The sequence below is a fragment of the Micromonospora pisi genome (assembly GCF_003633685.1).
In the GTDB taxonomy this organism is placed as follows: Bacteria; Actinomycetota; Actinomycetes; order Mycobacteriales; family Micromonosporaceae; genus Micromonospora_G; species Micromonospora_G pisi.
The window spans coordinates 6,904,036-6,926,165 of the sequence record NZ_RBKT01000001.1; the positions used below are offsets into that span (position 1 = coordinate 6,904,036).

Annotated in this window: 24 protein-coding genes; 5 read left to right on the forward strand and 19 right to left on the reverse strand. The window is 70.9% G+C overall.

All coding sequences use genetic code 11. The features are described from left to right. The first annotated feature begins 43 nt into the window (after nt 1-43). A complete protein-coding gene (locus tag BDK92_RS29870) occupies nt 44-988 on the forward strand; it encodes an acyl-ACP desaturase (RefSeq protein ID WP_246017319.1) in 945 nt (314 codons plus the stop codon). A 93-nt stretch (nt 989-1,081) separates the two neighbouring features. On the opposite strand, the gene BDK92_RS29875 is transcribed toward BDK92_RS29870, so the two are convergent. From BDK92_RS29875 to BDK92_RS29930, 12 genes are all read right to left on the reverse strand, one after another. Further along, the gene (locus BDK92_RS29875) at nt 1,082-3,451 is read right to left on the reverse strand and encodes an ABC transporter permease (protein ID WP_121159744.1); all 2,370 of its coding nucleotides are present in this window, start codon (nt 3,449-3,451) and stop codon (nt 1,082-1,084) included. Next, a complete protein-coding gene (locus BDK92_RS29880; RefSeq protein ID WP_121159746.1) occupies nt 3,448-4,173 on the reverse strand; it encodes an ABC transporter ATP-binding protein in 726 nt (241 codons plus the stop codon). The genes BDK92_RS29875 and BDK92_RS29880 overlap by 4 nt, the downstream gene beginning before the upstream one ends. Next, nucleotides 4,170-4,694: a PadR family transcriptional regulator gene (locus BDK92_RS29885; RefSeq protein ID WP_121159747.1), complete on the reverse strand. Its 525-nt coding sequence runs from the start codon at nt 4,692-4,694 to the stop codon at nt 4,170-4,172. The genes BDK92_RS29880 and BDK92_RS29885 overlap by 4 nt, the downstream gene beginning before the upstream one ends. Nucleotides 4,695-4,861: 167 nt before the next feature. Continuing rightward, entirely contained in the window at nt 4,862-5,701 is an 840-nt protein-coding gene (locus tag BDK92_RS29890) for an SGNH/GDSL hydrolase family protein (RefSeq protein WP_121159748.1), read from the reverse strand. Nucleotides 5,702-5,875: 174 nt separating this feature from the next. After that, nucleotides 5,876-6,565, reverse strand: a complete 690-nt coding sequence (locus BDK92_RS29895; protein ID WP_121159750.1) for a DUF998 domain-containing protein — start codon at nt 6,563-6,565, stop codon at nt 5,876-5,878. Nucleotides 6,566-6,641: 76 nt separating this feature from the next. Continuing rightward, nucleotides 6,642-6,965 (reverse strand): DMT family transporter, encoded by a 324-nt coding sequence (locus tag BDK92_RS29900; RefSeq protein ID WP_121159752.1) that lies wholly within the window; start codon nt 6,963-6,965, stop codon nt 6,642-6,644. A 47-nt stretch (nt 6,966-7,012) separates the two neighbouring features. After that, nucleotides 7,013-7,771 (reverse strand): urease accessory protein UreD, encoded by a 759-nt coding sequence (locus BDK92_RS29905; protein ID WP_246017320.1) that lies wholly within the window; start codon nt 7,769-7,771, stop codon nt 7,013-7,015. Between the two features lie 20 nt (nt 7,772-7,791). Continuing rightward, the gene (gene ureG, locus BDK92_RS29910) at nt 7,792-8,508 is read right to left on the reverse strand and encodes an urease accessory protein UreG (protein ID WP_246017592.1); all 717 of its coding nucleotides are present in this window, start codon (nt 8,506-8,508) and stop codon (nt 7,792-7,794) included. Between the two features lie 85 nt (nt 8,509-8,593). Further along, nucleotides 8,594-9,256, reverse strand: a complete 663-nt coding sequence (locus BDK92_RS29915; protein ID WP_121159756.1) for an urease accessory protein UreF — start codon at nt 9,254-9,256, stop codon at nt 8,594-8,596. A 5-nt stretch (nt 9,257-9,261) separates the two neighbouring features. Then, complete coding sequence (locus tag BDK92_RS29920) at nt 9,262-10,971, reverse strand: urease subunit alpha (protein WP_121159757.1); 1,710 nt, start codon at nt 10,969-10,971, stop codon at nt 9,262-9,264. Continuing rightward, complete coding sequence (locus BDK92_RS29925; protein WP_121162714.1) at nt 10,968-11,378, reverse strand: urease subunit beta; 411 nt, start codon at nt 11,376-11,378, stop codon at nt 10,968-10,970. Before BDK92_RS29925 ends, BDK92_RS29920 begins: the two co-directional genes overlap by 4 nt. 38 nt (nt 11,379-11,416) lie before the next feature. Further along, a complete protein-coding gene (locus BDK92_RS29930; protein WP_121159758.1) occupies nt 11,417-11,719 on the reverse strand; it encodes an urease subunit gamma in 303 nt (100 codons plus the stop codon). A 229-nt stretch (nt 11,720-11,948) separates the two neighbouring features. On the opposite strand from BDK92_RS29930, the gene BDK92_RS29935 reads away from it, so the two are divergent. After that, on the forward strand, nt 11,949-12,554 hold the full coding sequence (locus BDK92_RS29935) for a YbhB/YbcL family Raf kinase inhibitor-like protein (protein WP_170208735.1): 606 nt from the start codon (nt 11,949-11,951) through the stop codon (nt 12,552-12,554). A 163-nt stretch (nt 12,555-12,717) separates the two neighbouring features. Here the strand turns inward: BDK92_RS29935 and BDK92_RS29940 are convergent, their stop codons facing one another. Then, nucleotides 12,718-12,912, reverse strand: coding sequence for a helix-turn-helix transcriptional regulator (locus tag BDK92_RS29940; RefSeq protein ID WP_121159761.1), 195 nt, complete (start codon nt 12,910-12,912; stop codon nt 12,718-12,720). Nucleotides 12,913-13,268: 356 nt separating this feature from the next. Here BDK92_RS29940 and BDK92_RS29945 point away from each other — a divergent pair, with 356 nt between their 5' ends. Together BDK92_RS29945 and BDK92_RS29950 are read left to right on the forward strand one after the other, a co-directional pair. Next, nucleotides 13,269-13,586: a hypothetical protein gene (locus BDK92_RS29945; RefSeq protein WP_425462324.1), complete on the forward strand. Its 318-nt coding sequence runs from the start codon at nt 13,269-13,271 to the stop codon at nt 13,584-13,586. 49 nt (nt 13,587-13,635) lie between these two features. Continuing rightward, a complete protein-coding gene (locus BDK92_RS29950) occupies nt 13,636-13,893 on the forward strand; it encodes a hypothetical protein (RefSeq protein ID WP_147457157.1) in 258 nt (85 codons plus the stop codon). A gap of 15 nt (nt 13,894-13,908) precedes the next feature. Here BDK92_RS29950 and BDK92_RS29955 read toward each other — a convergent pair whose 3' ends face one another. The 6 genes from BDK92_RS29955 to BDK92_RS29980 form a co-directional block, all read right to left on the reverse strand. After that, nucleotides 13,909-14,697: a DUF1684 domain-containing protein gene (locus BDK92_RS29955; RefSeq protein ID WP_121159768.1), complete on the reverse strand. Its 789-nt coding sequence runs from the start codon at nt 14,695-14,697 to the stop codon at nt 13,909-13,911. Continuing rightward, complete coding sequence (locus tag BDK92_RS29960) at nt 14,694-15,530, reverse strand: ABC transporter ATP-binding protein (protein WP_121159770.1); 837 nt, start codon at nt 15,528-15,530, stop codon at nt 14,694-14,696. The genes BDK92_RS29955 and BDK92_RS29960 overlap by 4 nt, the downstream gene beginning before the upstream one ends. Then, nucleotides 15,527-16,324 carry an ATP-binding cassette domain-containing protein gene (locus BDK92_RS29965; protein ID WP_121159771.1) on the reverse strand — a complete coding sequence of 266 codons (798 nt, stop codon included), beginning with the start codon at nt 16,322-16,324 and terminating at the stop codon, nt 15,527-15,529. Before BDK92_RS29965 ends, BDK92_RS29960 begins: the two co-directional genes overlap by 4 nt. Continuing rightward, on the reverse strand, nt 16,321-17,226 hold the full coding sequence (locus tag BDK92_RS29970; protein WP_246017321.1) for an ABC transporter permease: 906 nt from the start codon (nt 17,224-17,226) through the stop codon (nt 16,321-16,323). The genes BDK92_RS29965 and BDK92_RS29970 overlap by 4 nt, the downstream gene beginning before the upstream one ends. Continuing rightward, the gene (locus BDK92_RS29975; protein WP_121162716.1) at nt 17,223-18,173 is read right to left on the reverse strand and encodes an ABC transporter permease; all 951 of its coding nucleotides are present in this window, start codon (nt 18,171-18,173) and stop codon (nt 17,223-17,225) included. The genes BDK92_RS29970 and BDK92_RS29975 overlap by 4 nt, the downstream gene beginning before the upstream one ends. A gap of 123 nt (nt 18,174-18,296) precedes the next feature. Continuing rightward, nucleotides 18,297-19,859, reverse strand: coding sequence for an ABC transporter substrate-binding protein (locus BDK92_RS29980; protein WP_211349414.1), 1,563 nt, complete (start codon nt 19,857-19,859; stop codon nt 18,297-18,299). A gap of 457 nt (nt 19,860-20,316) precedes the next feature. Here BDK92_RS29980 and aspS point away from each other — a divergent pair, with 457 nt between their 5' ends. After that, nucleotides 20,317-22,125 (forward strand): aspartate--tRNA ligase, encoded by a 1,809-nt coding sequence (aspS, locus tag BDK92_RS29985; RefSeq protein ID WP_121159773.1) that lies wholly within the window; start codon nt 20,317-20,319, stop codon nt 22,123-22,125. Nucleotides 22,126-22,130 lie beyond the last annotated feature (5 nt).

The following is a 22,130-nucleotide window of genomic DNA, read 5'->3' on the forward strand; positions in this document are numbered from 1 at the left end:
TTGACCTACGGTTGCGTAACTTACGCTACCGTAGGGAGAGCCTGTGACTTCCGCCATCACCCGTCCGCTCAGCCAGACCCAGTTGCTGACCGAGCTGGACCCCATCGTCGCCCAGAACCTCGACCGGCACCTCGCGGTCGCGAAGGAGTGGTTCCCGCACGAGTACGTGCCGTGGAGCGACGGGCGGACGTTCGACGGGGTGCTGGGTGGCGAGGCATGGTCGCCGGAGGACACCTCAATTCCCGAGGTGGCCCGGACGGCCCTGGTGGTCAACCTGCTCACCGAGGACAACCTGCCGTCGTACCACCATGAGATCGCGACACAGTTCGGCCGGGACGGCGCCTGGGGGACCTGGGTGCACCGGTGGACCGCCGAGGAGGGTCGGCACGGGACGGCGATCCGTGACTACCTGACCGTCACCCGGGCGGTCGACCCGGTGGCGCTGGAGCGGGCGCGGATGGTCCACATGTCCGCCGGGTACGTCAACGAGCACTCCGACGAGGTGCTGCACTCGTTGGCGTACGTCTCGTTCCAGGAACTCGCCACCCGGATCTCGCACCGCAACACCGGCCGGGTCACCGGTGACCCGCTCTGCGAGCAGTTGCTGGCCCGGGTCGCGGCCGACGAGAACCTGCACATGATCTTCTACCGCAATCTGCTCGCCGCCGCGTTCGAGCTGGCCCCGAGCCAGGCGATGCGCGCGGTGGCGGACGTGGCGGCGGACTTCCAGATGCCGGGCAACGGCATCGACGGTTTTGCCCGCAAGTCGGTGGCGATCGCCCTGGCCGGCATTTACGACCTGCGCCAGCACCGGGACGAGGTGCTGGTGCCGGTGCTGCGCCAGTGGGACGTCTGGAACGTCACCGGTCTGGACGCCGACGGCGAGGCCGCCCGCGAGCAGTTGGCCGCGCACCTGGACGAGTTGGACAAGGCCGCCTCCCGTTTCGAGGAGAAGCGCGACGCCCGGGCCGCCCGCCTCGCCCGCTGACGAAGGAAGGGCCCCTTCTTATCGTTTCCGGTAGAGGAAGGGGCCCTTCCTAACGGCTCGCGGGGGCTCGCCCTGTGGAGCGGGGCGGCGGGGTCATTCGCTGCGCAGACCGTCCGGGCGCATCAGGCGCCAGAGCGCCGGCAGGCTGAGTACGGTCACCAGCAGCACCGTGCCACCGCCGACCCCGGCTAGCTGGGCCAGGCTGGACCAGTCCATCCGTACGGGCTCCCGCACCACCCGTTGCAGCACCGCGCCCAGCGTGGTGCCGAGCACGGTGGCCAGGGCCAGTCCGAGCAGCACCGGCACGGCGGTCTGGAACAGGATCGACCAGCTCATGGTGCTGCGCCGGGCGCCGAACGCCACCAGTACGGCGAGTAGCCGGCGTCGTTCCCGTAGCTGCTCCAGGGTGGTGACCAACAGGCTGGCGCCGAGCAGCAGCATCACCGCCACCACACCGATGAAGAGCCCCCGGCGGATGTCGTGGAAGGTGCTGTCCTCCATCGAGCGGGCCAACGGGTAGACCTCCACCAGGGGGCTGATGTCGGCGACGGTGTTCCGGACCTGTTCCCCGGCGGCTGGCACGGTCGGGTCGAGCGTCAGGTAGACGAGCATGGTCCGGTGGGGAACGGACTGCACGTCCACCGCCCCGGGGGTGGCCAGGAGGCCGGGGTGTCGGCCGCCGTCGGGGGCGGTCCGAGCCGATGCGGGTCGTATTCCGGCGGGCACGGTCCATGACTGTTTAGGCGTGTCGTCCTCGGGGGCGCCGATCTCGAGCCGTTGCCCGGCCTGGGGCAGTGGGGCGGAGAACCGCTCGGTCTCGTCGACGCTGAAGCTGTCGCCGTCAGCGCAGTGGTCCAGGGTGGCCAGTTCGGCCAGCGCGGCACAGTCGCCGACCAGCAGCGGCCAGCTCGGGCGTTCCCCGTCCGGCCCGGTCGGTCCCTCGGCCAGGGTCGCCCCGGTCCGTACGAGGTGGGTCACGGACACCACGCCGCTGGTGGCGCGGAGGCGTTCGGCGATCGTCGCGGTGCTGGCGCCTCCGGTGCTGTCCAGGGGTAGGGCGCCGTACATGGTGGCGCGGGCCGGGTCCTGTCCGGTGCGGAGCTGGTAGTCGGGGGCGACGCCGGAGAAGAGCATCTGGAGCGCGATCCCGCCGGCGATGGCGACCGCGACCCCGTTGACCATGCGGGCGGAGGCGGCGCTGTCGAGCTGCAACCGCCGGGTGGCGAGTTGCCAGGCGACGGTGCCGCCACCCAGCCGACGCACCACCGTTTCCACGAGCCAGGGCAGCACGGCAGTCACCCCGGCGAGCAGGAGCACCACGCCGACCGTGACCTGTACCTGGTTGACCGACCTTCCGGTCTGGTCGACCTGGCCGAGCAGGGGCAGCAGCAGCACGACACCGACGACCGGCAGGATGAGCCGCCACCAGAGCCGACGCCGCGCACCGGCGGACCGGCGAACCACCCCGAGCGGCTCGATCACCACCCGGCGCAGGGCGAGCAGTGCCACGGCGACCGCCGTGACCGGCACCCCGAGCAGGATCAGCGCGGCCAGCGCCGGATCGGGGCGTACGTCGGAGGGGAACACGCTGATCTCCCGCAGCGTGACCGTACCGATGAACTGCCGCCCGACGAGGAAGAAGACCGCCCCGGCGGCGAGCCCGAGCACGGCGCTGACCAGGGACTCTCCGGCGGCGATCCGGGTCGCCATCCGCCGGTCCGCGCCGATCAGCCGCAGTGCGGCCAGCCGGCGGTCGCGCTGCTCGCCGCCGAACCGGACCGCGGTACCGATGAAAACGGCGATGGGCAGCAGCAGGACCACCAGGACGATGAGGACCAGCAGCAGCAGGACCGGGTCGAGGCGCTCACTACTGACGTTCGGCACGCCGAACCGGTCGATCCGGGTGACCGTGGACTGGTCCTCGGTGAGCTGGTCGCTGCCCAGGTAGTAGGCGTATTCGTGGGGACCGCTCAGCCCTTCGTCGCCGATCCTCCCGCTGACCAGGTAGTCGAACCGGGGTCGGAGCAGGGCGCCCGCAGGGGAGGCGAGCAGGTCGGCCAGGGCCGGCGAGACGACGATCTCGCCCGGTGCGGGCAGTCGATCCAGGCCGGGCGGCACCGGTGCGTCGGGGCCCTCCGGGCGCAGCACCCGGCCCCAGATCGAGTGTTCGCCGAAGGTGGTGTTGGCCTGGGCGATCAGCAGGGTGTTCCGGGCCGCTTCAAGTTGCCCGGTGCCGTACGCCTGCTCCTCACGGACGTCGCCGCGACTGGACCGCTCGCCGAGCATGGTCGGGATCGAGACGGCGACCAGGAGCAGCGCCACGCCCAGGCCGACGCCGATCGCGGCCAGTGTGGTGCGCAGGATCCCCTCCCGTCCACCGGCGAAGACCAGCCGGGCGCCGAGCAGGAGGTCGGCCCGCCAACGGCCCGCACCGGGCCGCCGGTCGGGGCGGTTGCGGCTCACCGGGTCACCAGCTCCAGATCACGGGTACGGCCGTCGCGGACCACGACCTCGCGGTCGGAGTACGCGGCCACCCGTGGTTCGTGGGTCACCAGTACCACCGCCGCGCCGGTCTGCCGGGCGGCCTCGGTGAGCAGCCGCATCACCCGCTCGCCGTTGAGCGAGTCCAGGGCTCCGGTCGGCTCGTCGGCGAAGAGCACCCGGGGGCTGGTGACCAGCGCCCGGCCGACCGCCACCCGCTGACCCTGCCCACCGGAGACCTCGCCCGGCCGCTTGCCGGCCACGTCGGTGACCTCCAGCCGCTCCAGCCACTCGCCGGCCCGCCGTTCGGCCTCCCGGCGGCGTACGCCGTCCAGGCGCAGCGGCAGGGCGACGTTCTCCAGGCAGGTCAGTTCGGGCACCAGTTGGCCGAACTGGAAGACGAACCCGAACTCGCCCCGGCGCAGGCCGCTGCGTTCGGCGTCCGACATCGCCGACAGCTCCCGGTCGCGGTAGTGGATCTGGCCGGCGTCGGGCGTGACGATGCCGGCGAGGCAGTGCAGCAGGGTGGACTTGCCAGAGCCGGAGGGACCCATCACGGCGACCACCTCGCCGCTGCGGATGCTGATCGACGCCCCGTCCAGTGCCGGCGTCGGCCCGTACGCCTTGTGCAGGTCGCGGCCGACGAGCAGGGGAGCGCCGGTCGGTTCGGTGCTCGGCTGTGGTGCGTCGCGGTCGGCGCTCATGAGCGCACCGCCGTGGCGAGCTGGTCGAGCCGGGCGGTGGTCAGTTCCAGCCAGCGCAGGTCCGCCTCGAGGTGGAACAGGGCGTGGTCGCAGATGAGCTGGTCGGCGAGGTCGCCGTTGATCTTTCGCTGGGTGAGTTCGCGCATCAGGCGCAGGTGTTCGGCCCGCTGGACGTCGAGGATCTCGGCCGCGTTCCGCTCGGTCATCAGGGCGAGCAGGACCTTCGTGTAGAGCGTGCTCTGCAGGTAGAGGTCGGGCCTTTCCGGGTTGGTCAGCCAACGCTGGACGTCGGTCACGCCGGACGCGGTGACCGCGTACCGCTTGCGCTCCGGTCCTTCGCCCGGTTCGACGCCGTCGACCTCGACCAGTCCGCTCTTCAAGAGTCGGGCGAGGGTCGAGTAGACCTGGCCGTAGTGCAGCGGCCGGCCGTGCCCGAAGCGTTCGTCGTACGCCCGTTTCAGGTCGTAGCCGTGGCGGGGGCGGGATTCGAGAAGCCCCAGGAAGGTCTGCGGGATTGACATGAGAGCTGACTCTACACGAGGTGTATACCCGCGATGTATAGCTCCTGAGCTGGAGCTCGATGTAAGGAAGGGCCCCTTGTTATCGCTTTTTGTATAACAAGGGGCCCTTCCTAACCCCGGTGGGCGACGAGCTGGCGGAGCTTCGCCCGCCCGTCGGACGCGCCGCCCTACCAGCCGAAGCCGGCGGCGTAGGTGACGTTGGCCAACACCTGCTGACCGGTGGCGTTCGGATGGAAGTAGTCCCAGCCGGAAAGCTGGTTCAACGCGAACGGGTAGTTGAACACCGCGTTGTTGTCGAACTTGCAGTTCGCCCCGTAGGCGGCACAGGCCTGGGCGAGCTGGGTGTTGTAGTCGACGACGCGTTGCCGTACCCGGTTGCGGCGGTCGACGTCGGCCTGCGCGTTCGAGGTGGGGTTGGCCAGCATCGACTGGCAGATGCCGAAGAGACTCCACGCGGTACGGGCACTTCCGCTGCCCCGGCCGACCGACCAGAGCCGCTGGATGTCCGGCACGCTGATCACGAAGACCCGGGCGCCCGGCAGGCCGGTCCTGAGGTGGTTGAGCGCGGTGTCGATGTTCGCGCGGAACGTACCGACCGTGGTCATGCTCGACTCGGAACCGGTGCACGCGTCGTTCGCGCCGATCAGCACGGTCACGTACTGCACGCCTCGGGAGACCGCGCTGCTGGCCTGGCCGGGCAGGTCGGCGGAGTCCGCCCCGGTCTGGGAGTCGTTGTAGTTACGCCCGTTGATGGCCGGGTTGGCGGCCCGGATCCGAAGATAGTGGGCGTTGACCGAGGCGTTGTCCCCGGTGCTGAACGAGCGCGAGGTGCAGTCGACGTACCAGCCGCAGGCGTTGAAGCCGCGGGTGATCGAGTCACCGAGGCTGGACATCGAGCTCGGCGGTGGACCGGGGTCGGCGGCGGCGGGGACGGCGCCGACGACGATCGAGCCGATCAGGACGGACACGGCGGCGAACAGGGACAGGGTGTGCCGGGTGAGGGGCATGGGGGCCTCCGGATCACGGGTGCCAGGTGGTGGAGTGTGCGGTGCGCGAATCATATAGACGTACGTCGCTGCAAACAACGCCCCGTGCTGCCCCCCGCGCCCTCCATCGGCGCTGCCCCCGGATGTTAGGAAGGGGCCCTTCCTATACGAAAAGCGATAACAAGGGGCCCTTCCTTACATGGGGGGTTCGGTGGTGGCGGTGGTGGCAGCGGTGGTGGGGGGCGCGGCAGGGAGGGTGAAGGGGGTGAGGCGGGCGCTGATCGCGACCACCATGGGCCAGAGCGACTCGGCGCCGGCCGCGAACCGCTCGGTCAGCCCGATCCAGGGTCCACGGGTGAACATCTCGACGCCGAACCAGGCGCAGAGCCCGATCGGAACGAGGCTGGCGAGGATCGCCGCCGGGCGGCGTACCGCCCAGGGGCGCGGGGTGCCAGGCGACACGGTTTCCGCCCAGGTCGGCCAGAACCGGTCCCGCAGGGCGAGTGTCGACGCCACCGGCCAGAGGGCGAGCGCGACGAAGGCGGTGCCGGCGACGAAGGCGTGCTGGTTCGAACCGCCGTTCTCCGGTTGCGGGAAGAGGGCCACCAGGCCGGTCGCGATCCCGCCGAGCGCGAGCAGGCTCCGGCCCAGCATCCCGGCCACGCTCAGCCCGATGGCGGTGATCACGTAGCAGGCGCCGGCCGCGGCCAGCCCGAGCAGCATGATCCACGCGTCGGTCGCACCGGGTCCGGCCAGCACGCTGATGGTGTCGAAGACCGGGTCGTAGTGGTCTGGTTGACGGGCCGCCCCGGCGGTCCAGCCACCGATCAGGAAGAACGGAGCGCCGGTCGCGGAGAGTAGGGCCCACCACGGCACGGGTCGCATTCGGTCACCGTACTGCGGAGCATTGGTGCAGGTCCGGCGATTGCGGACGGTCGTTGGGCTCTCCGAGACGACACCGTCAGTGACGCGCGCCCAGCTCCAGAGCCGCCACTCCGGCGATCACCAGGACCAGCCCGCCGACCTGGATCCAGGTCAGGCTGTCGCCGAGGAACGCGGCACCGATCGCCGCGACCAGGGCCACGCCGATCGCCGACCAGACCCCGTACGCCACACCCACCGGCATGCCCCGTTTCAGCACCTCGGCGAGGAGGCCGAACGCGATCAGGTAGCCGACGACGACGATCACCGACGGAACCAGCTTCGAGAACCCGTTGGAGATCCGCAGGGCGATGGTCGCGGTCACCTCGCTGAGGATCGCGCCGGCCAACAGAATCCACACCATGCGTCCACTCCTCGACCGCCGCCCGTACCCGCATCCAAACGCGAACCCTATTTCCCTTCCCGCCCGGACGAAAGAGAAGCCCCGACCCGTGACCCGTCCAGGGCGTCGCGAACCGTTGCCAGGTCTGCGCCGGTCGCGCTGAGCAGCACCGCCGGCCCGCCGGCCAGCGGCAGTCGGGCCGCGTACGGTCCGAGCGGCGCCGGTCCGGGCGGCCCGGTCACCGCCCACGTCGGGTCGACCAGGAGCAGCGAACCGGTGACCCGGGCGGCGCCGAGTCCGGCCGGCCCGGACCAGCCCGGGGCGCGGGGGCCCACCGCCAGTTCGTTGCGGAGCAGCGTACGTCCGCCGTAGCGCAGGGTGGTGTCGATCCGTACGTCGCCGACCGGCTCGCCGTGTCGCCCGCAGACCAGTTCGTCCCGCCAGACCAGGGCGGCGCCGTCGGCCAGCTCCAGGACGGATCGGGAGAGGTGGTCGCAGCGGGCCGCCCCGATCAGCGGTTCGGGCAGCCAGCGCAGTCGCCCGCCCGCCTCCACCCGGGCGGTCACCTCCAGCCGGGACCGCTCACCGCCGGCACCGGGCAGGACCAGTGACGCCGCCACGGACCGTACGCAGAGCAGCGCTCCGGCGCCGACGGTCAGCTCGATCCGCAACCGGTCGCCGCCGAGCGGGCCGGCGGCCCCGCCGACCAGGTGCACCTGGACCTCGCCGTCGTCGGTCGGGACGGCCCTGGTCCGGCGGAGCAGCAGCGGCGCCTCGCCGTGCAGTTCCGCCAGCCGGGTGCCCCGCGCGCCGTCCGCGACGGCCACGATCCGGGCCGTCGACCGCATCAGCGTGGGGCCGGTTGCCGCAGGTCGCGGGCTGGTACGTGAGCGGGCGGGGCGTCGATGGAGCGGTCTCGGGTGTGGGCGGCGACGAGCGTACGCACCCACTGCGCCACCGGGGTCGCCGCAGGGTCACGTACCAGGGAGAGGAAGACGGTCGGCAGGTCGCCGCGACGGGCCGCCGCGTCCCGTTCCATCACCGACAGGTCCGCCCCGACCAGCGGTGCCAGGTCCGTTTTGTTGATCACCAGCAGGTCGGCGCCGGTGACCCCGGGCCCGCCCTTGCGTGGCACCTTGTCGCCGCCGGCCACGTCGACCACGAAGATCTGCTGGTCGATCAGCCCCTTGCTGAAGGTCGCGGTGAGGTTGTCCCCGCCGCTCTCCACCAGCACCAGGTCCAGTGGCCCGAGCGTCGTCTCCAACTCCTCGACCGCGTCCAGGTTGGCGGAGATGTCGTCGCGGATCGCGGTGTGCGGGCAGCAGCCGGTCTCCACCGCCCGGATCCGTTCGGCCGGCAGCACCCCGTGCCGGAGCAGGAAGTCGGCGTCCTCGGTGGTGTAGATGTCGTTGGTCACCACCGCCAGCCGCAGTTCCGTGGCGAGGGTCCGGCACAACGCGGCGACCAGTGCGGTCTTGCCCGAGCCGACGGGTCCGCCGATCCCGACCCGCAGCGCCCGGGTGCCGCCGGCCGGGGCGTCGGGCAGCGGTGGGTGCGGGTCCACCCTCGGATCAGGATGGGTGTGCGGCGTTTCCTGCGGACGGTGGCTGTGCGGCGTACCGCCGTCGGTCTGGGACTGGGCGGACTGGTCAGGACGCAAAGAGACGCACCTCCTGGCTGGCATGCAGTTCGGCACCGATCTCCAGCAGGGGCGCGGAGTCGGCGGGCAGGTCGTCGACCGGTTCGTCGACCCGGCCGGCCGCGTCGGCCGCCAGCCGGTCACATTCGCCGGCCAGGCCGGCGAGCAGGGCGTGGACCGCGTACGGGTCGAGGCCGAGCAGCCGTACGGCGGCACTGGCCGGGCCGCTGATCGCGCCGTACGCGCTGGCCACCGCCGCCTCGGTCGGCCCGAGCCCAGCGGCGGCCGTCACCAGTCCCAACGCCACCGGCTGGTGCGGCCCGGCGGGTGGCGTTTCCGCCGGCAACACGACGGTCCCGAAGATCGCCCGGCCGGCGCGGAGCAGTGCCCGGCCCTGGGCCCGGGAGGCGCGACGCAGCGCGGGCGAGGGCGTACGCGCGTCGAGGCCCTGGTCGAGTTCGGCGGCGGGCACCCGTCCGGCGCAGGCCGAGGCGGCGAACGCCGCACCGACCCGGCCGGTGGTGGCGAGCCGCCCGCGCAGGAACTCGGCCAGCCCGGCCAGGTCCCGCAACCGGCCGCTGGTCACCGCGGCCTCCAGCCCACCGGAGTGGGCGTGTCCGCCCGCCGGCAGCCGACCGTCGGCGAGGACCAGGAGCGTGGCGAGCGAGGACATGGCGGTCAGAAGAGGAAGTAGCGTTGGGCCATCGGCAGTTCGGTCGCCGGTTCGGGTTCGATCACGGTGCCGTCGATCCGTACGGTGAAGGTGTCCGGGTCGACCTCGATCCGGGGGAGCGTGTCGTTGAGCGGCATGTCGGTCTTGCCCCGCGACCGTACGTCCGCCACCGGGGCGAGGCGCCGGCCGAGGCCGATCCGCTCGCCGAGGTTCTGCTCGATCGCGACCGGTGCGACGAACGCCAGGCTGGTCGCGGCGGGCACGGAACCGTACGCGCCGAACATCGGGCGGGGCAGCACCGGCTGCGGGGTCGGGATCGAGGCGTTCGCGTCACCCATCTGCGCCCAGGCGATCATGCCGCCCTTGAGCACCAGGTGTGGGCGTACGCCGAAGAAGATCGGGTCCCAGAGCACCAGGTCGGCGAGCTTGCCCGACTCGACCGAGCCGACTTCGGCATCGATGCCGTGCGCGACGGCGGGGCAGATCGTGTACTTGGCGACGTACCGTCGGGCCCGCAGGTTGTCCGCGGCCCCGTCGCCGGGGAGCGCCCCGCGCCGCGCCTTCATCACGTGCGCGGTCTGCCAGGTGCGGAGGATGACCTCGCCGGCCCGCCCCATCGCCTGCGCGTCCGACCCGATCATCGAGATCGCGCCGAGGTCGTGCAACACGTCCTCGGCCGCCATGGTGCTCGGTCGGATCCGGCTCTCCGCGAACGCCAGGTCCTCTGGCACCGTCGGGTTCAGGTGGTGGCAGACCATCAGCATGTCGAGGTGTTCGTCGAGGGTGTTGCGGGTGTACGGCCGGGTCGGGTTCGTCGAGGACGGCAGTACGTTCGGTTCGGCGGCGACGGTGATGATGTCCGGCGCATGCCCGCCGCCCGCTCCCTCGGTGTGGTACGCGTGGATCGACCGGCCGGCGATCGCGCGCAGCGTGTCGGCGACAAAACCGGCCTCGTTGAGGGTGTCGGTGTGGATCGCCACCTGCACCCCGGAGGCGTCCGCGACCCGCAGGCAGGCGTCGATCGCGGCCGGTGTGGTGCCCCAGTCCTCGTGCAGCTTGAAGCCGCCCGCACCGCCGCGCAACTGTTCCCACATCGACTCTTCGCGGACCGTGTTGCCCTTGCCGAGCAGCAGGACGTTCACCGGCCACGGGTCGATCGAGGCGAGCATCCGGGCCAGGTACCAGGCGTTCGGGGTGACCGTGGTCGCCTTGGTTCCCTCGGCCGGGCCGGTGCCGCCACCCATGATCGTGGTGATGCCGCTGGCCAGCGCCGTTTCCAGGATCTGCGGACAGATCAGGTGTACGTGAGTGTCGATCCCACCGGCGGTCAGGATCTTGCCGTTGCCGGCGATGATCTCGGTGCCCGGACCGATCACCAGGGCCGGGTGGACCCCGTCCATGGTGTCCGGGTTGCCGGCCTTGCCGAGCGCCACGATCCGACCGTCCCGGATGCCGACGTCGGCCTTGACGACGCCCCAGTGGTCGAGCACCACCGCGCCGGTGATGACGGTGTCCGGGGAGCCCTCGGCCCGGGTCGCCATCGACTGGCCCATCGACTCGCGGATCACCTTGCCGCCGCCGAAGACGGCCTCGTCGCCGTAGCCGCAGTGGTCCTGCTCGACCTCGATCAGCAGGTTCGTGTCCGCGAGCCGGATCCGGTCCCCGGTGGTAGGTCCGTAAAGCGCCGCGTACCGCCCCCGATCCAACCCGCTCACCGACTCGCCCCGCCACTCGCCCCGCCGCTCGCCCCGTTGATCATGAAGTTGGCGCCGCTTCCGGGCCCGGATTCCGCGCTAACTTCATGATCAACGACTGGGTCCAGGGGGCCGGCGCAGGCGGCGCGGAGGCCGGGGACGATGCGGGCGCCGGCTAGCGGGATCAGGTCGACCGTACGGTCGATGCCCGGTTCGAAGCGGATCGACGTGCCGGCCGGTACGGCGAGCCGGTGCCCCCAGGCCGCCGACCGGTCGAACTCCAGCGCCGGATTCGCCTCCGCGAAGTGGTAGTGCGAGCCGACCTGCACCGGCCGGTCGCCCGTGTTGGTGACCGGCAGCGTCAGCACCGGCCGACCGGCATTGATCACGATGTCGCCCGTACCCGGAAGCACCTCGCCCGGGATCATGTGGTCCACCTTCCCAACGGGCCGCGACGGACCCCTGCCTAGGAGATCGGGTCGTGTACGGTGACCAGCTTCGTGCCGTCCGGAAAGGTCGCCTCCACCTGCACCTCGGGCAGCATCTCGGGCACCCCGTCGAGCACGTCCTCACGGCCGAGCACATGCCGCCCGGCGTCCATCAGATCGGCGACGCTGCGGCCGTCGCGCGCTCCTTCCAACAGGAACGCGGTGATCACCGCCGTCGCCTCGGGGTGGTTCAGTCGCAGCCCACGCTCGCGGCGACGCCAGGCGACGTCGGCGGCGACGTGGATGAGCAACCGGTCCTGCTCGTGTCGGGTGAGGAACAATGCCGTACCTCCGGACAGGGGAGCGAACATCGTGGATCGTGCCAGTCGCAGGTTGCGCAGGTGTTACGACGTTCGGCCGCTGCTCACGGGGCTTCGCGACCCGGTCGGTCCCGGTAGCTTCGTCAATGTACGCAGCGTTGCCACGTCAACGGGGGAGAGGACACGGGGGATGGGGCAGCGGTCGGTTGTGGACCCAGGGCAGCCCATGCATGGAGGCCGGCGACGGGCGGTGACCCGGACAGCCAGCCTGATCGTACTGGTGGTGGTCGCCTCACTGCTGACCGGATGCGGGCAGGCGTCGCCGGTTTATCCAATGCCGACGGTCGATCCGAAGGTGGCGGCCACTCCGACGACGGTGGCGAATCCGACGCCGGCCGCCAATCCGGCGAGAACGATCACGGTCACCAGCTCGGTTTTCGCCGAAGGTGAGCGGATACCTGAGCGGTACACCTGCAACGGCGGCAGCGAGCGGCCACCGCTGGCCTGGTCCGGGGACGTCGGCGAGGCCGTCGCGTTCGCGCTGATCGTGGACGACCCGGACGCGCCGGGCTTCACGTACGTGCACTGGATCGCCTATGACATCCCGGCCACCAGCAGGGAGATCCCGGCCGGTGACCTGCCGGCTGATCTGCTCCAGGCGTCGAACTCCGCCGGTGGGCCGACCTGGGCGCCGCCCTGCCCGCCGAGCGGCGTACACCACTACCAGTTCACTGTGTACGCCCTGAAGCAGAAGATCGGCCTGTCCGCCGGCACCGAAGCCGGCGAAGCCCGCAAGGCGATCGAAGCGGCGGCCATCCGCACCGGCACCCTCACCGGCCTCTACGGCAACGCCTGACATCAGCCTTGGGTTGCATGATCGTCAGGTGCTCTGCCGCCCGACACGCCGTGCAAGAGGCGGCACAACACCTGACGATCATGGCGCCCTGCGGACGCTTACGTCAGGCGTGGTTGCGGACCGGTTACCGCCTACCTTTTCGAGTTTGGGCGGCCTGAACGAATCAGCTTGAGCCGGATCCGTCCAACCGCTGCTTGCGCTTCTCCGCGTACGCCTGCACGTCCGCCGCCGACCAGATTCGTCCCACGGTGAGGTTGGCGATCGGCGCGGGGAAGTCAGCGCGATCGACCAGGATCGCGGCTCGTTGGCGGCTGACTCCGAGAAGATCTGCCACCTCAGCGAGCGCCATCACCTGCATCGGTGCACCATCCGACGAACGGGGGTAGGCAAGTTGTCAATAGGGGGGTTGACTACTTGTCAACCCCTTGCCAAGCTCGTCGGTATGCCCCTGCGGAGAGCGCTTAAACCGATCCCCCTGGCACCCGTCCACCGCTGTACCTGGCGTCGGTTCCGTCGCTGGTGCTCCTGTGGCCTGCGCTGGACGTCCTGCCCCGACCGCCGGACGCCCGTCCCGTACGAGCCGCAGTCCGGTCCTGCCGTCCGCCCTGACCGGGACAATCGCCCGAACTGGGACGCGTTGACCGTCGCTAACCCTCGCGTCGGGCGCCCCGGCTACCCCACCCCCGCTCAACGCTGGCGGGCCAACGGCGGTCGCTGGTGACCGCGCCGCCGCTCCGGCAACGCCAGCACCTCCCGCTGCGCCCGCTCTGGATCTGCCGGACCTGCGCCTCCCCGTGGCCCTGCGCCCCCGCCCGTCTCCGCCTCTGGCACGAGTACGCCCACGACCGCGTCTCGCTCGCCATCTACCTCTCGACGGTCCTGCACGAGGCAGCTGCCGACCTCTACCGTCTATCTCCCAACCCCGGTCCCGACCCGGCGGAACTGTTCGCCAGGTTCCTCGGCTGGACCCGCCGGGCTCCCGGCGTGCGGCTGCGAGAACGAGGACCGAATCATCTTGACGGGCTGTTGTGACCTGGCATGCTCTGCCATGTTTTTGCTGTGTACCAGAGAGGAACGGACAGTGGCGCTCGACAACGGGATCGGATCCAGGATGAAAGCGCTACGCGGATTGATCAGAATCGTGCGTGCCCTGTTCCTGGCGTCGCTCGCGTTGGACTCTGTGCTGGTCGGGTGGCTGCTCTTTTCGGCCGAATCGCCCCCGGAGTTCGCTGTCGGACTCCTGATCTCAGTTCTGATTCCCGGTGGCCTGTACGGACTCTGGAGGCTTCTCGAGCGGCTGGCGACCGACCCCACCGACGTTGGCAGACACGCCAGGTAGGCGATTCACCTCCCGCTACAGGTGCTCGCGGATGCGCTGTTCGCCGGCTTCCACCGGGAAGGGGAGGATGTTCTGGCGGGGCGGCAGCGGGCAGATGAAGGCGTCGGAGAAGGCGCACGGCGGCAGCTCCACCCGGTTGAAGTCCAGCGTCACCGGCCCCGGTCCGGTCGGCAGCGGCACGAACAGGAACCGCGAAGCGGCGTACGACTGCTTGCCGCTGGTCGCGTCCCGGAAGGTGATGTGCGCTTCGCCGACGTGACCGGTGTCCAGGCCGATCATCTCGACCTCGTGACCGTCCACGCTGAACGAGAACGTCCCGATGACCTGGTAGTCGACCTCGCGACCCGAGTTGGTGTGCACCACGTTCTCGGTGCGGTCCACCTCGGCCGGGCGGAACTCGGCGGTGATCACCCAGGCAGGGTCGGGGGCGAACGCCTCGATGCCGGCGAAGTTCCGCACCGCTTCGGCGTGCGGGTCGTAGGTGCGTACGGCGGTGTCGTCGCCCCGGCGGATGATGACCAGCGCCACGTCACCCACGGCGAGCCACTGGCCGTCGCGGATGACCGCCTCGGTGACCGGTTCGCCGTCGACAGTGAGCCCGTCGGCGTCGCTGACCCGGACCACACCGTTCTCGACCGACCAGCGCCCCGGCACGCCCTCGATGACCGTCTCGTCCGAGATCCAGTTGGTGCCGGTCAGGGTCAGGTCACCGCCGGGGGAGGAGACATTCGTTTCCCGCTGGTCGTGCCAGCGTCGCCACTCGTCGGCGAAGTTCTCGCTGGTCACATCGATGTCGACAGTCATTGCGTCTCCTCGGTCCGGGCACTCGAAAGCGCAGTCGAAAGCGCCGCCCCGTCCGGGAGCGGGACAGCCAGATCAGCGGGAAGTTGGGGGATCGCGGCCAGCAGCGCGCGGGTGTAGTCCTGGGTCGGCCGTTCCAGCACGGTCGCGGTCGGACCGGCCTCGACCACCCGGCCGTCGCGCATCACCATCACCTGCTGGCAGAGCTGGCTGACGATCGCCAGGTCGTGCGAGACCAGCACCAGGGTCAGACCGAGTGTGTCGACGAGTCCGCGCAGCAGGTCGAGGATCTGGAGGCGTACGGAGACGTCGAGGGCGCTGACCGGTTCGTCGGCCAGCAGCAGCTTCGGTGACGGGGCGAGCGCCCGGGCGATGGCGATCCGTTGCCGTTGCCCACCGGAGAACTCGTGCGGGTAGCGCCGGCCGTCGTCGGGGTTCAGCCCCACGGCGGTCAGCACCTCAGCGACCCGGTCGGCCCGTTCCGCCCGGTCCTTGCCGATCTTCAGGGAGCGCAGCGGTTCGGCGACGATCGACGCGACCGACATCCGGGGGTTCAGCGACGAGCGCGGGTCCTGGAAGACCACCTGCACCTGGCGCCGGAAGTCGCGCCGGGGCACCCGGCCCAACGGCTGCCCGCCGAAGAGCACCGCACCCGACGTGGGCCGGTCGACGCCGAGCAGGAGGCGGAGCAGGGTGCTCTTGCCCGCACCGGACTCGCCGACGATGCCGAGGCTGACACCACTGTCGACGCTGACGTCGACCTGGTCGAGGGCGGGCCGGGGGCGACCCGGGTACTGGCGCGTCAACGCGTGACCGGCGAGCAGTGGTGTGTTCATTCTTGAACCGTCCCAACCGCCAGGCGGGTCACCTGGGCCGCGCTGGCGACCAGGTGCCGGGCGTACGCGGACCGGGGGCGGCGCAGCACGTCGTCGGTGGCACCGGACTCCTCCACCCGACCGTCGCGCATCACGATCAGCCGCTGCGCCAGCTTGGCCACCACCGGCAGGTCGTGGCTGATGAAGAGCAACGCCACCGAGGTCTCCTCGATCAGTTCGTCGAGCAGGGCCAGGATCTGCGCCTGCACGGTCACGTCGAGCGCGGTCGTCGGCTCGTCGGCGATCAGCACCCTCGGCCGGCAGGCGAGTGCCATCGCCAGCGCGACCCGTTGCCGCTGGCCGCCGGAGATCTCGTGCGGCAGCGCCCGGACCAGGCGGTCCGCCTCGGGCAGACCGACCCGCCGGACCCATTCGACCGCGCGCGTCTGCGCGTCGGCCCGGTTGAGGCCCTGGTGCAGCCGGAGCGGGCCGGCGATCTGGCGACCGATCGGCATCAGCGGGTCGAGCGCGGTCAACGGCTCCTGGAAGACCATGCTGACGGTGTTGCCGCGTACCCGTCGCCAGTCGCGGTCCGGTGCACCGACCAGGTCCCGGCCGTCGACGGTGATCCGGCCGCTGACCCGCATGCCCTCGGGCAGCAGGCCGAGCAGGGCGAGCGCGGTCAACGACTTGCCCGAGCCGGATTCGCCGATCAGGCCGACCCGGTCCCGGGCGTCCAGTTCGAGGGACATGTTCTGGACCAGCGGGCGGTCGTCGAGGGTGATGGTGAGCTGTTCGGCGGTGAGGATGCTCATCGTTTCGCCCCCGAACGCCGCTGGCGGCGCAGCTGCGGGTCGAGGGTTTCCCGGAGGCCGTCACCGAGCAGGTTGACGCCGATCACCGCGATCGCGACCGCGATGCCGGGCAGCAGCACGTTCCAGGGTGCGACGCTCACCGTCGGCTGGGCCTCCTGGAGCATCCGGCCCCAGGAGGGGGCGGGCGGTGGGGTGCCGAGACCGAGGTACGACAGCGACGCCTCGGCGATCACCGCGACGCCGAACGCCAGGGTGGCCTGGACCAGCAGGGTGTGCCAGATGTTCGGCAGCACGTGCCGGACCAGGATCATGATCGGTCCGGTGCCGGAGGTCCGTGCGGCGAGTACGTAGTCCTGGGTGAAGATCCGGCTGGCCGAGATCCGGGTCAGCCGGGCCACCTCGGCGCTCACCCCGACGCCGATCGCGATGATCGCCACCAGGGTCGACGCGCCGTAGACGGTGACCAGCAGCATCGCCAGCAGCAGCGTCGGGAAGGCGATCAGGATGTCGATCACGCCGATCACCGCGTCGTCGGCGACCCGGCCGGCGGAGGCGGCGAGCAGACCCAGCGGCAGGCCGAGCGCGAACGCCACCGCGACCGAGGCGGTCCCGACCCAGACGGCGGTCCGGGCACCGAGCATGAGCTGGGTGAACTGGTCCCGGCCGAGCCGGTCGGTGCCGGCCCAGTGCTCCGCCGACGGCCCGGCGAGCCGGCCGCCGGGGGTGGCCTGGTCCAGCGCGTACGGCGTCCAGACCAGGCTGACCAGGGCGAGCGCCAGGATCAGGCCGAGCAGCACCGCCCCGGCGACCAGCGACGGCGACCAGCCCCGGCGCGCACGACGACCGGCCGCGACCGGAGCGTCCGGTGGCGCGGTGGTGGGCTCCAGCAACGGTACGGTCACGCCTGACCTCGCAGTCGGGGGTCGATGAGCCGCTGGAGCAGGTCGACGGCGAGACCGACCAGCAGCACGGTTCCGGTCATCAGGAAGACCGTGCCCTGCACCACCGGCAGGTCCCGGGACTTCACACTGGTCAGCAGGAGACTGCCGAGGCCGGGCAGGGCGAAGACGCTCTCGATCACGACGGTGCCGATCAGTGAACCGGCGAGCAGCACCCCGAGTACGTTCACCACCGGGGCGGCGCCGTTGCGCAACCCGTGCCGCCACAACGCCCTCGGCAGGCTGTAGCCGAGCGACCGGGCGGTACGCAGATATTCCTGGCCGAGTACGTCGAGGGTGGCCGAGCGGACGTACCGGACCAGCAGTGACGCCTGCGCGATGGTGAGGGTGAGCACCGGCAGGACCAGTGACTCCACGGCGGCGCCCGGCTCCTGCCAACCGGCACGCGGGAAACCGCCGGGCGGCAGCAGCCGCCCCTGGACGGCGACCAGCCAGACGACCACGATGCCGACCCAGAAGATCGGCAGCGCGATGCCGAGCTGGGCCAGCCCGGAGACGGCGACGCCGGTGGCGTTACGGCGGCGCAGCGCGGCGAAGACCCCGACCGGTACGGCGACCAGGATCGAGGCGACGAACGCGCTCAGTGCCAGCGGCAGCGTCACCGGCAACCGGTCGAGGATCTGGTCCAGCACCGGCGTACGGGTGAAGAGGCTGTCGCCGAGGTGACCGGTGAGCAGCCCGCCGAACCAGTCGCCGTACTGGGTGAGCAGGGGGCGGTCGGTGCCGAGCTGGTGCCGGATCGCCTCGATCTGCTCCGGTGGCGAGCCGACCGCGAGCAGGGTGACGGCCGGGTCGCCGGGGAGCACCCGGAGCAGGAAGAAGACCGCCGAGCCGGCGAGGAAGAGCGAGCCGACCAGCCAGCCGAGCCGACGCAGCAGGTAGCGGAGCATCGTCACCGCCACCCCTGCCGGCGCTGCCCGGACCGGCGTCGGTCCAGGTGTGGGTACGGCCGGGGGCCGGCCGGTGACCCGGGGGAGCGGGTACCGGCCGGCCAGGAGGCGCTGACGGGGGACTCAGCGCTGCTTGCTGATCGGGGCGACATAGAAGCTGTCCGTGGTGAGGTTCTTCTGGTAGCCGCTGACCGCACTGGACGCGACCTTGATCGCCGGGTCGAGGAAGAGCCAGTCGCTCGCCGCGTCCTCGGAGATCTGCCGGGCCACCTTCTTCAACAGCTCGGTCTGCTCCGCCTCGGTGGCGGCCGTCTCGGACTGCTTCACCCACTGCTGGACCTGCGGGTTGTCGTACTGCCAGTAGAAGCTCGGGTCGCCGTACCAGACCAGGTCACGCTGGTTGACGTGGGTCATGATCGTGGCCTGGAAGTTGTGGTTGGAGTAGACCTTGTCGGTCCAGGTGGCGTCGTCGATCGGGTTCAGGTTGATCGTGATGCCGGCCTGGGCGAGCTGGCTCTTCAGCCCCTGCGCCACGATGTTGATCGAGTCGGACGGCACGTAGTCCACGGTGAAGGTGAGCCCGTTCGCGTACCCGGCCTTGGCCAGCAGCGCCTTGGCGCTCTCGACGTTGTGGTCGTCGATGCTGGTCAGGTCCTCGAACCAGGGGTCGGTCGGCGGCACCATCGAGCCGAGGATCTGCCCGCGTTCGGCCCAGACCGCGTTCAGCAGCGCCTTGCGGTCGGTCGCCTGGCGGATCGCCTTGCGTACGTCGACGTTGTTGAACGGGGCGACCGAGTCGTTGAAGTTGAACAGTTCCTTGGTGGTCGAGGTGCCCTCGACGACGGTGAACTCCGGCCGGTTCTCGAACTGGGGGAGCACGTCCGGCGAGGTCACCTGGGTCACCAGGTCGAGCTGGCCGGCGAGCAGGGCGTTGTTCTCGGCGGTGGTGTCCTTGAAGAAGCGGTACACCACCTCCTTGTTCTTCGGCGCCGTGCCCCAGTACTTGTCGTTACGGGTCAGGGTGATCGAGTCGCCCTGCTTCCAGCCGCCGACGGTGTACGGCCCGGTGCCGACCACGGTCGTCTCCGGGTTGCCGGCACCGGCCTTGGTCACCGCGGCCCCGGTGGCGGTGAGGTAGAAGAGGAACGACTGCGACCGCTGGCTGAGCCCGACCTTCACCGTGCTGTCGTCCGGCGCCTCGATCGTCTTCATGATCGAGAGGTCCTTCTTGCGGGCGCTGGTCGACTCGTCCGAGGTCACCCGCTTGAGGGTGGCGACCACGTCGGCGGCCTTGAGCGGGGTGCCGTCGGAGAAGGTCACGCCCGGCTGGAGGTGGAACGTGTAGGTCGTGCCCTCCGGCGAGACGTCCCAGGACTTCGCCAGCAGCGGCTCGACCTTGCCGTCGTCGGTGAGCACGGTCAGTCCCTCGACCACGTTGCGGAGCAGCACCTGGGCGTGGCCGGTGTTGCCGCCCTTGACGGTGTTCAGCGTGGTCGGTTCGTTCAGCGACCCGATGGTGATCGTCGCGTCCGGGTTCGCGCCGGCGGCGCCGCCCGACGGGCCGTCACCGGAGTTGGAGCAGGCGCTCAGCAGCAGGGCACCGATCGCGGCGCTCGCGGTCAGCAGGCTGAGTCGGCGGCGGAGATGGCGGCCGGGTGTCGTACGTCCCGGGGTGGGGCTGGGCATCTGTCGGCTCCAGGTAGTGGCGGATCACGATGGCGAAGATCAACATCGGGTGGGATGGATGACGCGGGGTGAGGCGGATCTGCGAGAGGTCCTACGCGTCGGCGCCGCGCTGCGCCGGGCCGGCCGAAAGGCGGCTGTGGCCGTACGGGGTCAAGCGGGGCGGGACGGTGGTGCTGACGACGAGACGGTCAGCGACAACAACAACAGCCGCGTACCGGCGCGACGCCGGTCATCGGCCCAGCGCACTGGGGCGGATACGCGACAGTCATGGGACCGACCCTACTCGCGGAACCGAATTCCCTACCAGACCGATCGGAGTAATCTTGACCACGTTCCGACGGGATACCCCGTGGTCGCTGTGGCCGATCGGGGTGGTGCGGGGGAGGGCCCGGGACGCGCCGAGCCGCCCTGACAGAATGCAGGGGCAACGTCCTGGACCCATGAGGAGAGCCCTGTCGTGATCCGTACCCATGACGCCGGAAGCCTGCGCGCGACGCACGCCGGCAGCACGGTGAAGCTCGCCGGCTGGGTGGCCCGCCGCCGCGACCACGGCGGCGTGATCTTCGTCGACCTGCGGGACGCCTCCGGCGTGGTGCAGGTGGTGTTCCGCGAGGACATGGAGTCGGCCCACGCGCTGCGCAACGAGTTCTGCGTCCTGGTCACCGGTGAGGTCACCCGCCGTCCCGAGGGCAACGACAACACCGAACTGCCGACCGGTGAGATCGAGGTCACCGCCACCGAACTGGTGGTCCTCTCCGAGGCCGCGCCGCTCCCGCTGCCGGTGGACGACCAGGTCGTCGCCGGCGACGACATCCGCCTGCGCTACCGCTACCTCGACCTGCGTCGCAGCGGCCCGGCGAACGCCATGCGGCTGCGCTCCAAGGCCAACCAGCTCGCCCGGAGCGTGCTGCACGAGCGCGACTTCCTGGAGATCGAGACCCCGACCCTGACCCGGTCGACGCCCGAGGGTGCCCGCGACTTCCTGGTGCCGGTCCGGCTCCAGCCCGGTTCCTGGTACGCGCTGCCGCAGTCCCCGCAGCTGTTCAAGCAGCTGCTGATGGTCGGCGGCATGGAGCGCTACTACCAGATCGCCCGCTGCTACCGGGACGAGGACTTCCGCGCCGACCGGCAGCCGGAGTTCACCCAGCTCGACATCGAGATGTCCTTCGTCACCGAGGACGACGTGATCGACCTCGGTGAGGCGATCGTCCGCAAGCTCTGGAGTGAGCTGGCCGGACACCAGATCAGCTCGCCGATCCCACGCATCACCTGGCACGACGCCATGTCCCGGTACGGCTCGGACAAGCCCGACCTGCGCTACGGCGTCGAGCTGACCGAGCTCACCGACTACCTGCGCGGCACCGAGTTCCGGGTCTTCGCCGGGGCGATCGACGCCGGTGGTTACGTCGGCGCGGTGGTGATGCCCGGTGGTGCCGGACAGACCCGCAAGGAGCTCGACGGCTGGCAGGACTGGGCCAAGGCGCGCGGCGCGCGTGGCCTGGCGTACGTGGTGCTCGACGCGGAGACCGGCGAGGCCCGGGGCCCGGTGGCGAAGAACCTCTCCGAGGCGCACCTCGGCGGGCTCGCCGACGCGGTCGGTGCCAAGCCCGGTGACGCGGTCTTCTTCGCCGCCTCGGCCAACCAGCGCGAGGCGCAGGAGCTGCTCGGCGCGGCCCGGATCGAGATCGCCAAGCGGTCGGGGCTGATCGACGAATCCGCCTGGGCGTTCTGCTGGGTGGTCGACGCGCCGATGTTCGAGCGCACGGACGAGGGCGGCTGGACCGCCGTGCACCACCCGTTCACCTCGCCGAACGCCGACTGGGAGGGACGCTTCGAGGAGGCGCCGGACCGGGCCCTGGCGTACGCGTACGACATCGTCTGCAACGGCAACGAGATCGGTGGCGGCTCCATCCGTATCCACCGGGGCGACGTGCAGAGCCGGGTCTTCGACCTGCTCGGCATCAGCCCCGAGGAGGCGACCGACAAGTTCGGATTCCTGCTGGAAGCGTTCAAGTTCGGCCCGCCGCCGCACGGCGGCATCGCGTTCGGCTGGGACCGGGTCTGCATGCTGCTCGCCGGTGCGGAGTCGATCCGCGAGGTGATCGCGTTCCCGAAGACCCGGGGCGGGTACGACCCGCTGACCGGGGCGCCGACCCCGATCACCGGCCAGCAGCGGACCGAGGCCGGCATCGACGCCAAGCCGAAGCCGCCGACTCCCGCCACCGCCGGTACCGCTGGCGTGGCCGCGCCGGTCGAGCCGGTCTGAGCCGG